This window comes from Phenylobacterium sp. (assembly GCF_019636135.1).
In the GTDB taxonomy this organism is placed as follows: Bacteria; Pseudomonadota; Alphaproteobacteria; order Caulobacterales; family Caulobacteraceae; genus Phenylobacterium.
In genome coordinates this window covers 42,473-54,001 of record NZ_JAHBYD010000032.1, presented here as the reverse complement: position 1 = coordinate 54,001, position 11,529 = coordinate 42,473, and the positions used below count along the sequence as shown (strand labels likewise).

The 11,529-nt window shown below is 70.9% G+C and carries 9 protein-coding genes; 4 read left to right on the top strand and 5 right to left on the bottom strand.

The annotated features are described in order from the left end of the window. The 3 genes from KF737_RS19095 to KF737_RS19085 form a co-directional block, all read left to right on the top strand. Positions 1-1,616, top strand: a 1,616-nt coding sequence (locus KF737_RS19095; protein WP_296458813.1) for a ShlB/FhaC/HecB family hemolysin secretion/activation protein, incomplete at its 5' end; no start/stop codon positions are given. 68 nt (positions 1,617-1,684) lie between these two features. Beyond that, positions 1,685-2,722, top strand: coding sequence for a phytanoyl-CoA dioxygenase family protein (locus KF737_RS19090; protein WP_296458810.1), 1,038 nt, complete (start codon positions 1,685-1,687; stop codon positions 2,720-2,722). 135 nt (positions 2,723-2,857) lie between these two features. Then, entirely contained in the window at positions 2,858-3,841 is a 984-nt protein-coding gene (locus KF737_RS19085; RefSeq protein ID WP_296458807.1) for a nitronate monooxygenase family protein, read from the top strand. 174 nt (positions 3,842-4,015) lie between these two features. On the opposite strand, the gene KF737_RS19080 is transcribed toward KF737_RS19085, so the two are convergent. The 4 genes from KF737_RS19080 to KF737_RS19065 form a co-directional block, all read right to left on the bottom strand. Next, the gene (locus KF737_RS19080; RefSeq protein WP_296458805.1) at positions 4,016-4,669 is read right to left on the bottom strand and encodes a TetR/AcrR family transcriptional regulator; all 654 of its coding nucleotides are present in this window, start codon (positions 4,667-4,669) and stop codon (positions 4,016-4,018) included. Positions 4,670-4,739: 70 nt separating this feature from the next. Continuing rightward, a complete protein-coding gene (locus tag KF737_RS19075) occupies positions 4,740-6,689 on the bottom strand; it encodes a DUF3604 domain-containing protein (RefSeq protein WP_296458800.1) in 1,950 nt (649 codons plus the stop codon). A 20-nt stretch (positions 6,690-6,709) separates the two neighbouring features. Then, positions 6,710-7,726, bottom strand: a complete 1,017-nt coding sequence (locus KF737_RS19070) for a HupE/UreJ family protein (RefSeq protein ID WP_296458798.1) — start codon at positions 7,724-7,726, stop codon at positions 6,710-6,712. After that, positions 7,723-8,625, bottom strand: coding sequence for a peptidylprolyl isomerase (locus KF737_RS19065; protein WP_296458796.1), 903 nt, complete (start codon positions 8,623-8,625; stop codon positions 7,723-7,725). Before KF737_RS19065 ends, KF737_RS19070 begins: the two co-directional genes overlap by 4 nt. Before the next feature lie 136 nt (positions 8,626-8,761). Here KF737_RS19065 and KF737_RS19060 point away from each other — a divergent pair, with 136 nt between their 5' ends. After that, entirely contained in the window at positions 8,762-9,787 is a 1,026-nt protein-coding gene (locus KF737_RS19060) for a glutathione S-transferase N-terminal domain-containing protein (protein ID WP_296458793.1), read from the top strand. Positions 9,788-9,957: 170 nt separating this feature from the next. On the opposite strand, the gene KF737_RS19055 is transcribed toward KF737_RS19060, so the two are convergent. After that, positions 9,958-11,529, bottom strand: coding sequence for a long-chain-fatty-acid--CoA ligase (locus tag KF737_RS19055; RefSeq protein ID WP_296458790.1), 1,572 nt, complete (start codon positions 11,527-11,529; stop codon positions 9,958-9,960).

Here is an 11,529-nt window from a genome sequence, read left to right as displayed (position 1 = left end):
AGGCGATCCCGCCCCGCGCCTGGACGCCGCCCGCCGAGCCCGGCGCCGGCCTCGCCCTCGACCACGCCCCCGGCCAGCCGCTGGACGAGGCCTGGCTGCGCGCCCAGTTCGCGAAGAACGGCGTGCCGGGCGCCGGCGTCGGGCACGCGCTGGCGGTCGTGCAACTGGCCAACCGCGCCTTCCTGTCGGCGGGCTACATCAACTCCGGCGTCGTGGTGCGGCCCTCGCCCCAGCCCGGCGTGCTGGCCGTCGAGATCATCTACGGCGGCCTGGCTTCGCCCGTCGCCGACCTGCCGCCGGTCACCGTCGAGTGGATCGGGGGCGACGCCAAGGGCCTCGACGCCGACTACGTCACCGCGCGCATGCCGTCGACCACCCGCCGGCCGCTGTCGGCCGGCGAACTGGAGCGCGACTTCCGCCTGCTGGCCGAGGATCCGGCGATCCGCACCATCAACGCCGACCTGCGCCCCGGCGCGCGGCCCGGCGAGGCCAGCCTGGTGCTGGCGATCTACCCGCAGGACCGCAACGACCTCTACGTCTCCGTGGCCAACAACCGCTCGCCCTCCGTCGGCGGCGAGCGCGTGGCGGTCGGCGGCCTCACGCGCAACGTCCTGGGCGCGGGCGACGTGCTGAGCGCCGAATACGGCTTCACCGACGGGGTCGAGGACGCGACCGTCGCCTACGCCTTCCCGCTGATCTCGCCCCGGACCACCGTCTCGATCCGCGCCACCTACAACGACGCCGCCGTCGTCGACCCCCGGCTGGCCCCGCTCGACATCAGCGCCAAGGATCGCGCCATCGAGGGCGGCATAACGCGCAAGCTGGTGGACGTGCCGCTGCTGCCCGCCGCCGAGCCCGGCCGCTGGACCTCGGCCCGCACCGTCTCGGCCGGCGTGCTGCTGGCGTGGCGCGAGTCCACCGCCTACCTGCTGGGCGAGCGGTTCTCGTTCGCGCCGGGCGCGGTCGACGGGCGCACGCAGTACTACGCGCTGCGCTTCGTGGCCGACTATGTCGAGCGCAACGTCGACCAGGTGTTCGCCGTCTCGCTCACCGCCACGCAGGGGCTCGACGGCACGAAGTCCGACATCACCGGCGTCGAGGTCCCCGAGCGGGACTTCCGCGCCGTGCTGGCGCAGGTGAACTACGCCCGGCGGCTGTCGTCCGACGGCATGGAGCTGCGCGCCCGCCTCTACGGCCAGTGGTCCGACGGGGTGCTCTACGCGGGCGAGCGGTTCGCGGCCGGCGGCGAGACCACCGTGCGCGGCTACCGCGAGACCCTGCTGCTGGCCGACAAGGGGATCGTGGGCTCGGTCGAGATCGCGCGCCCCCTCCACCTGGGCGGCCGGGCCGGCGCGACGCGGGCGTTCGACTGGGGCGCCTTCACGGCTTCCGCCTTCGTCGACGGCGCCTACATGCGCAACGCCGACGGCCCGCTGACCGACGACAAGCTCTACAGCGTGGGCGCCTCGCTGGCCTGGACGCCGTCCGACTGGCTGTTCGCCCGCGCCACCTGGGCCGAGGACCTCAAGGCGGTCGAGGCGCCCGGCCGGCGCGACCTGCAGGACCATGGCTTCTCCTTCCGCGTGACCCTGCGCCCGCTGCTGATCTGGCGGTAGGCGCGCGCAGGCCGCGCATTCGCCGAACATCGTGCTATCGTCTCCCCAACGAGATCAGGGGGAACGCGATGTCAGAGCAGGTTCAGACGCGGCCGGCCGCCGCGGAGCCCACCGACCCGGGCCGGATCGAGCCCACCTACGTCCATGTCGAGCGGTTCGCGCCGGGGTCGCCCGAGAGCATCGCCTACCTGCGCGAGCACGGCTACGTCGTCATCGCCGGCGCGCTGTCGCAGGCCCAGTGCGACGAGGCCCTCGGCCTGACCTGGGACTATCTGGAAGGGCTCGGCACCGGCATCGACCGCGCCGACTGGACCACCTGGGGCGACGAGCGCTGGCCCACCGCGGTGCATGGCGGCATCCTGCCCGGCCACGGCATCGGCCACTCCGCCGCCCAGTGGTTCATCCGCAGCGCGCCGAACGTGAAGCGCGCCTTCGCGGCGATCTGGGACGACGACGACCTGCTGGTCAGCTTCGACGGCATGGCGCTGTGGCGGCCCTGGACGCTGAACGAGGCCTGGCGCACCAACCGCGGCGGCTCGTGGCTGCACATCGACCAGCACCCGATCACCCGGCCCGGCCTGCAGTGCGTGCAGGGCCTCGTGAGCCTCCTGCGCACCTCGCCCGCCACCGGCGGCAACGTGCTGATCCCCGGCTCGCACAAGGCGTTCGAGAAGATCCCCGAGGTCTACCCCGAGCGCCTCGGCCGCGTGCCGCTGACGGTCGACCACTTCCGCTTCCCGGCCGACGACCCGCTGCTCAGCGGCACGCCGCCGATCATGTGCCATCTGGAGGCCGGCGACCTGCTGCTCTGGGACTCGCGCACCATCCACTGCTCCAGCGGCAGCCTGGAGACGCCGTCCGACGACCCCGTCCTCCTGCGCGCCATCAGCCTCGTCTGCATGATGCCGCGGCGGCTCACCCCGCCCGACGTGCTGGAGAAGCGCCGCGCGGCGGTGGGGCAGGTGACGTCCACCACCAACTGGACCGACCGCTTCATCAACGCCGACAAGTTCCCGCAGCTCCTGGCCGAGCCGAACCCCGAGCGCTTCAGGCGCCCGAGGCCGCCCGAACTGGACGAGGACCAGCGGCGGCTGGCGGGGTTCTGACCCCTCGCGGGCCGAGGCCCTTGAATGTGAATCCAAGTTCCGGTTAATTGCGTCGGCGCGCAGGGCCTTGACCGCCGCTGCGGCGCCCGGCGTCACTGGCGGCGAACGACACACCAAGTGGGGGAAGCACCCGAGATGAAGACCGCGATCACCGACCTTTTCGGCATCCAGCACCCGATCATCCAGGGCGGCATGCACTTCGTGGGCCTGGCCGAAATGGCGGCGGCCGTCTCGAACGCCGGCGGCCTGGGCATCATCACCGGCCTGACGCAGCGCACGCCCGAGTTGCTGGCCGCCGAGATCGCCAGGTGCCGGACGATGACCGACAAGCCCTTCGGCGTGAACCTGACCTTCCTGCCCTCGATCACCCCGCCCGACTACCCGGGCTACGTGAAGGCGATCATCGACGGCGGCGTGAAGGCGGTGGAGACCGCCGGCAACAACCCGCAGAAGTGGCTCCCGGCGCTGAAGGAGGCCGGGATCAAGGTGATCCACAAATGCACCTCGGTCCGCCACTCGCTGAAGGCCGAGGCCATCGGCTGCGACGCGGTCAGCGTCGACGGCTTCGAGTGCGGCGGCCACCCGGGCGAGGACGACGTGCCGAACTGGATCCTGCTGCCCCGCGCCGCCGAGGAGCTGAAGATCCCGTTCGTGGCCTCGGGCGGCGTCGCCAACGGCAAGCAGCTCGTGGCCGCGCTGGCCATGGGCGCCGAGGGCGTCAACCTGGGCACCCGCTTCATCGCCACGAAGGAAGCGCCCGTCCATGAGAACGTGAAGCAGGCCATCGTCGCGGCCAGCGAGCTCGACACGCGCCTCGTCATGCGCCCGCTGCGCAACACCGAGCGCGTGCTGAACAACGCCGCCGTCGAGCGCCTGCTCCAGAAGGAGAAGGACCTCGGCCCGGACCTCAAGTTCGAGGACATCATCAAGGAGGTGGGCGGCGTCTACCCGCGGATCATGCAGGACGGCGAGATGGACGCCGGCGCCTGGTCGTGCGGCATGGTCGTGGGCCTGATCCACGACATCCCCACCTGCAAGCAGCTCATCGACGGCATCATGGCCGAGGCCGAGGACATCATCACCCGGCGCCTCGCCCGCTTCGCGATGGAGCCGGCGTAGCCCACGCGCCACCACCCAACGCTCGTCATCCCCCGGCTTGTCCGGGGGACCCATTGGGCTGTGAGATTCAGGAGGTCCGCAGCGTCGACGCTGCGGATCATTATCAACGCACAGCCCAATGGTGGCCCGAACAAGCCGGGCCATGACGTTCTGTGAGTTGATCGGGCTCTCGACCTACTCGTCGAGCCGCAGGTAGCGCACCAGCAGGTGCGCGAGCTCTTCGTGCAGGCGTGGGTCGTCGGCCGTGAACGGCCCCGGCCCGTGCAGCATGCACGAGATCAACTGGCCGTGGAGCATGCGGATGGCGAGGTGCGCGGCGGTCTGCAAGTGGTCGTCCACCGCGACGCCGCGCGCCTTGAGCAGTTCGACCATGTGGCCCGCCTCGATGACCTCGATGCGGCGCATCATCGGCCACACGTCCTGGCCGCGCAGCGAGAGTTCGAACAGGGCGCGATAGTAGCCCTCGATGCCCTTCATCGTGCGCGCCGTGTTGCGCACGAGGCGGCGGAAGACGTCGACCAGCGGCTCCTCCATGCACGCCGGGTCATCGAAGAACTTGGCGATGTTGACCTCGGCGTGCGCGGCCATGTCGGCCTGCAGCGCGAAGAAGAACGCCTCCTTGTCCTGGAAGCGGCGATAGAAGCTGCCCACCGAACAGCCCGCGCGCCGGGCGATGTCGGCCACGTGGGCCTGCCAGAACCCCAGCTCGGCGAACACGCGCTCGCCCGCCTTCATCAGGCGGTCGCGCTGCTGGCGGCTCCGCTCCTGGTAGGCGGGCCGCGCCCAGCCCTTGTCGGGCGAGTCTCCGGCCTCGATCGTCTTGTCCATCAACACCAACCTGAACGCTTGCGCGTCGACCGTAGCGCGATCCGCCGCGCGCGGTCCAATGGGCGCATCCTCACCGCCGCGCCACCTGCATCGCCGCCCGCGACGCCTGGCCGGCGGGCGGCGTGAACCAGATCGGCGACGAATAGGCCCGCTCCTGCAGCGTCGCCGGCGACGTCGTCGGGATCGGCAGGCCGCGCTTCACGGCGAGATAGGTCGTCCACCGCGGCGTCGGGATCTCGAGCGCGCGCACGTAGTAGACCGCCGGCTTGCCCGCATCGAACTCGGGATCGCGCCACACCGTCTGCAGGATCGCCGCGCCGATGGTGTTCCGGTAGGTGGCGGTCCGGAGGTCGACCGTGGAGCCCACGGCCGGCGCCTTGCCGGTCTTCGGATCGGCCTTGCGCCCGCCCGAGAGCGCCACGTCGAACACCTTCTCCTTGTAGTCGCCGCCGTCGAGCCAGACCTTCACCACCTGCACGCGGTCGAGATTGGCGCCGTCCGGGTCCTTCATCGCCTGGATGACGAAGCTGGGCGCGCCGCCGCCCGCGGCGCGGAACGGCAGGTCGCCGCCCATCGGCACGCCCGTGCGGTAGGCCTGCGCCACCCAGTCCTTCCGCTGGAGCATGTTCGGCCCGAAATCCCAGCCCCCGAAGAAGCGCACCCGCATCCGCGGCCCGGACGTGGCGAAGGTCTCCTTGCGCTTGATCGCGGCGAAGATGCTTTCGCGCGTGTTCTGCTCGGCCCAGACGCCGGTCAGGCCGGCGCTGCCGGTCATCATCAGGTTGGCGACCGCCGGCGGCCGGCCGGACTTGGCCGCGTCGTCGTCGATCATCGCGCGCGTCTGGATGATGCCCAGGAGCTGCTTGGCCCGGTCGCCGTCGGGCAGGTTCACCTTCGGGTCGATGCCGCCGGGCGTGCCGGCCGTGGCGTTCTCGTCGGTGGTGGTGATGCCGTTGTGCCAGTCGCTGCCGCCGACGACGCCGTACTTGAACGGATTGCCGCCGACCTTCTTCTGCACCACCAGCCCGCGGCCGAACGCCTGGCGGATGTAGCTGCCGTCGATCTTGCCATGCACGTCGCGCTGGGTCAGCAGCACGTCGTAGATCTCGAAGTTGGCGAACTCGTCGCTGGGCGACAGTTGCGGCAGGGTCTCGGACTGGCCCTTGTTCTGGACGATCTCGGTCACCGGCTCGTTGCGGATCCGGCGCTCGGCGTAGGCCTGGTCGATCGGCCGGCCGTCGCTCATGTTCCAGTCGTACATCAGGCCGTTCGAGGCGTTGCCGTTGTGCGGGATGGCCAGCGCCTCGATGCCGTTGGCGCGGTTCTTCTCCAGGTAGGTCCAGAGGTCCTCGGGCCGCGACGAGTCATTCGACGTGAACGGCAGCGGGGCCTTGTCGCCCGCGAAGATCACGTTGCGGTGCAGGTTGTACTTGCCCTCGTTCATCTGCGACCACTCGTAGCCGATGAAGGTCGTGAACCTGCCCGGCTTGTAGTTGGCGTTGGCGGCCTCGACCTGGCGCGCCCAGGACGACTTCGCCGCCGCCATGGGATCCAGCCCCGGGATCACGCGGTGCTCGGCCGCCGCCTCGCGGAGCATGTAGAAGCTCTTCGAGGGGGTCTTGCGGATCTCCTGGCCGATGGCGCTCCTCGACAGCTCGCTGTCCGGATCGTCCAGCCCGTTCAGCAGGCCCATGTTCTCGGAGTGGTCCGTCACCGCCGTGAAGTCGAGCGGCCACGCCCGGCGGATCATCTGGCCGTTGTAGTTCACGGCCTCGCCCTTTGCGAACCGGTAGGCGTCGTCGGGCGTCGTCTTGGTCGCCATCAGGCCCCAGGCGTCGAACGAGTAGCTGGTGTGCAGGTGCAGTTCGCCGAAGTAGGCGACGCGGGCCGCCGGCGACGCCGCGCCGGACGCCGCCTCCGGCGCCCCGTCAGGGGCGGCGGCCTCGCCCGTGGGCTTCGCCACCGCGCTGCACCCCGCCACGATCAGCGCCGACATCAGAACCGGCCAACGGTTACGCATGAGACCCTCCCAGACACACCTTATTGGAACGCCACGCCGAGGCGCTCGATGAACCAGAACGTCGCGAAGGCGCCGATCGCATAGGGCGGCGCCAGCCGCGCCAGCGGCGCGGAATTCCAGGCGATCAGGCCACGCAGCCGGCGCAGGGCCAGGATCACGACGATCGCGACCGCGATGAACACCAGTTGCCCGATCTCGACGCCGACGTTGAACAGGAAGAGCGAGGCCACCACGCCCTTCGGGGGCAGGCCGATCTCGGCCAGCGCGCCGGCGAACGCCAAGCCGTGCAGCAGGCCGAACGCGAAGGCGACCAGCCAGGGATGGCGGCGCGTCAGCGTGGTCTCGCCGCCGGGATCGCGCACCAGCTCCAGGGCCACGAAGACGATGCTGAGGGCGACCAGCGCCTCCACCACGGCCGAGGGCGCATGCACCCACCCCAGCGCCGCGGCGGCCAGGGTCAGGCTGTGGGCCACGGTGAACGCCGTCACCGCCTTCACGATCCGCCAGTTGATCCCCACCAGCAGCAGCAGGCCCAGCACGAACATCAGGTGGTCGACGCCGGTCAGGATGTGCTCGACGCCCAGCTTCAGGTAGGCCGGCACCGCCGGCGCGGGCCTGGCCGCCAGCGCCAGCGTCACGTGCGGCGCCTCGGGGCGGACCATCGTCTCGACGCGGCGGCCGTCGGCCAGGCTCACCTGCACCAGGACGTCGGTGATGCTCTGCTCCAGCCCCTGGATGGTGAGCGTCTGGCCATCGAGCGGCGCCGGCGACCGGATATCCCAGGTCTTCACCATGAAGCCGGGCGCCACGTACTGGTCGGCGGGCGGCTGCTCCAGCCAGCCGCCGGAGAGGTGCGGCGAAAGCCTCAGGGCCACGTCGCCCATCGCCGGCTGCTTCCAGAAGACGCTCCAGTGACCGGGCCCCGTCTCGGTGATCTGCATCAGCGCCGGCCGCACCTCATGCGCGGCGGCCGGCGTCGCCGCCAGCAGGCCCAGAACCAGGGCGACGACCATCCAGAGCCGGGTCGCGACACTCATCGCGCCGCCTCCAGGTCCCGCCGGACCACGGTGTAGCGGTCGCGCAGCCGCTGGATCGCCGCGGCGTTCGCGGCGGCCTGGGCGTCGTGCAGCCAGTCCTCGCGCACGCGCTCGCGAACCGTCTCGAACGGCGGCCGGCCCGCGAGGTCGCGGACGTCCACATGTACGAGGTGCCAGCCGTAGCCCGACCGGTAGGGCCCCGACCAGCGCCCCACGGGCGCCGCGCCCAGCTCGCGGGTCAGCTCGGTGGCGCCGAACAGCCGGCGCGCCTCCTCGTCGGAAAGCCGCGTGTACGCGCCCTGGTCGGGGAACGGGTCGGCGCCCGCGTCGGCCTCGGCGCCGCCCGCCCGCAGCGCCGCCAGCGCCCGCTCGGCCCGGACGCGGCTGGGCCCGTCGCCGACCCCGTCGGCCGAGAAGTAGAGGTGGCGGAAGGTGGTGCGGGCCGGCGTGGCGTAGGCGGCGGCATGCGCGTCGAACCAGCGGCGCAGCGTCGCCTCGTCGGGTTCGCGCGGCAGGCTGCGGTCGGCGAGCAGGAATTCGATCTTCTGCGCCAGGCGGCGGCGCACGATCTCGTCGTCGCGCCCCAGGCCCATGGCCGACGCCTCGCGGTACAGCGCCTCCTCGCGCACATAGGCGTCGATGAACCGCTCGGCCTCGGCCGGCGACGGCGGCGCGCCGAACTGCAGTTGATACTTGCGGGTCAGCTCCGCCGCGCGCTCGGGCGTGACGACGATCCGATGCTGGTCATGCGCCGCACGCCACGCCTGGGCGCCCACGAAGAGCGCCACGCCGAGGACGACGAAATGCAGCAGCGGCTCGCGCAGCCAGGCCCTCACGCGCCCGCGCGCGCTGGGCGGCGTGACGGCCGTCGCGGCCTGGACAGGGTCGGCTATCGCCAACGGCTCCCCCGAAAGAGTTACTCGGCCAACAATGTGAACCTGAATTCCGATTGTCACAAGGGCGCCGTTTCCCTATTTGCGAACCGGAATTACGGTTTTAGAATATTCCTGGGTTTCGATTTTTGGGGCACATGCGATGAGCGGTTCGGATCTGGTGACGCTGAGTGGGGTTCCGGGCTCGCCCTATACCCGCAAGATGCTGGCGGTGTTGCGCTACCGGCGCATCCCCTACCGGCTGATCCTCGCCTCGCACAGCCCCGAGGGCCTGCCCCGCCCGAAGGTCAGCCTGCTGCCGACCTTCTACTTCCCCGACGCCGCGGGCGAGATTCAGGCGGTCACCGACTCCACGCCGATCATCCGGCGACTGGAAGGCATGTTCGCCGGACGCTCGGCGCGCCCGTCCGACCCGGCGCTGGCGCTGATCGACGCCATCCTCGAGGACTACGGCGACGAGTGGCTGACCAAGGCGATGTTCCACTACCGCTGGCACTTCGAGGCCGACATCGCCCGCGCCTCGGCCGTGCTTCCGGCCTGGCGCGGCGTCTGGAAGAACGACGCCGACCTCAAGGCCGCGGGCGAGGGCGTGGCCGGCCGCCAGATCCCGCGCCTGCGCTACGTCGGTTCCAACGAGAAGACCTGGGCCGTCATCGAGAACAGCTACGTGCGCTTCCTCGACGCCATGGAGGCGCACCTGCGCGGCCATCCGTTCCTGCTGGGCGCCCGGCCGGGCGCCTGCGACTTCGGGGTCTTCGGCCAGCTCACCCAGCTCGCCGCGTTCGATCCCACGTCCATGGCGCTGACGCTGGAACGCGCGCCGCGGGTCTACGCCTGGACCGCCGCCATGGAGGACCAGACGGGCGTCGAGCCCAAGGACTCCGACTGGTTCGACCCCGCCGACCTGCCGGCGACGGTGAAGGCCCTGCTGGCCGAGGTCGGCCGCGTCTACGCCCCGCTCCTGATCGCCAACGCCAGGGCGGTCCAGTCCGGCGCGGCCGAGGTTGAAGTCGAGATCGACGGCCAGCCGTGGGTCCAGCAGCCCTTCCCCTACCAGGCCAAGTGCCTGCAATGGCTCCGCGAGGAATACGCGGCGTTGGACGCCGCGAACCGCGCCACGGCCGACGCCGCCCTCGCCGGCTCGGGGCTGGAAGTGCTGTTCAAGTAGCCCTCCCGCCCAACCCAAAACTCGTCATGGCCCGGCTTGTCCGGGCCACCCATTGGGCTGTGAGCCGGTGGCGATCCGCGGCGGCGCCGCCGCGCTTCCATGGGAAACTCAGAGCCCAATGGGTCCCCCGGACAAGCCGGGGGATGACGTTCGGAAGGGATGGGCGCCCCCTAGTTCACTTGGCGCTCGTAGCCTTCCCAGTAGGGCTTGCGCAGGTCGCGGCGGAGGATCTTGCCGGAGGGGTTGCGCGGGATGGCGTCGGCGAAGTCCACCGACTTGGGCAGCTTGTAGCCGGCGATCCGCTCGCGGGCGAAGGCGATGATCTCGGAGGGCTCGACGGTGTGGCCGGCATGGGTGGCGACGATCGCCTTCACCGCCTCGCCCCACCTGGGATCGGGCACGCCGATGACGGCCACGTCCTGCACCGCCGGGTGGCCGGCGATCGCGTTCTCCACCTCGGCCGGATAGATGTTCTCGCCCCCCGAGACGATCATCTCCTTCACCCGGTCGTGGATGTAGAGATAGCCCTCGTCGTCGAAGTAGCCGGCGTCGCCCGAGTGGAAGAAGCCGTCGGCGTCGATCGCCTCGGCGTTGGCCTCGGGCCGCTTCCAGTAGCCTTTCATCACGCAGGGCGCGCGCACGACGATCTCCCCCACCGAACCGACCGGTACGTCCCGGCCTTCGGCGTTGACCACGCGCACCTCCCGCCCAGGCGCGGCGAGACCGCACGAGCGGAGCTTGCCGCGGGCCGGATCGTGGTCGGCCGGCGGCAGGTAGGTCACCGGCCCGCCGGTCGTCTCGGTCAGGCCATAGGCCTGCATGAAGCCGCAGCCCATGACCTGCGTGGCCCTGGACAGCACGTCCTGCGGGATCGGCGAGCCGCCATAGGTCCAGCGCTTCAGGCTCGAGAAGTCGGCCGTCGCCGCCTCCGGAAGCTGGATGATCGCCAGGATCACCGCCGGCACCGCCATGCCCTGGGTGATGCCCTTCACGTGGATCACCCGCAGGATCTCGCGCGGGTCGGGCTCCTGCAGCACGATCGCCTTGGCCCCGTGCGCCAGCGCGTTCATCCCCATGTTGACGCCGGCCACGTGGAAGAACGGCATCGCCACCAGCACCACGTCGTCGTGGCCGTAGGCCGGCACGTCGGGCGGCGGGTTCAGGAAGAGCGACAGGTAGTTGGCGTTGGTGATGCAGACGCCCTTCGGCAGGCCCGTCGTGCCCGAGGTGTAGATCTGCAGCACGTCGTCGTCCGGCTGCGACGGCAGCATCGGGTCGGCGTCGGTCTGCGCGTCTCGCCAGTCCTCGTAGGCGGGCCACTCGGGATGACCGCCGTCCATCGCGACGATCGTCTCCACGCCCGGCAGCTCGCCGCGGATCTTCTCGATCAGGGGATAGAAGTCGCGGCCCACGAACAGGACCCGGCACTCGGCGTCGTCCACCACGAACCGGATCTCGGGCGGCGCCAGGCGCCAGTTCAGCGCCGCGATCACGGTGCGCGACTTGAACGTCCCCAGCACCACGTCCCAGAACCGGTCCTGGTTCTTGCCGACGTAGCCGACGCGGTCGCCGGGCGCGAGGCCCAGGCCGATCAGCCCGTTCGCCACCTGGCTCGCCCGCCGGTCGAGCTCGCCGAAGGTGGTGGTGCGGTCCTTGAAGTCGATGGCGATGGCGTCCGGCCGCTCGCGCCCGTGCAGGCGGCTGATGTCGGCCACGCAGGTCAGGCGCGCGACGTCGGACAT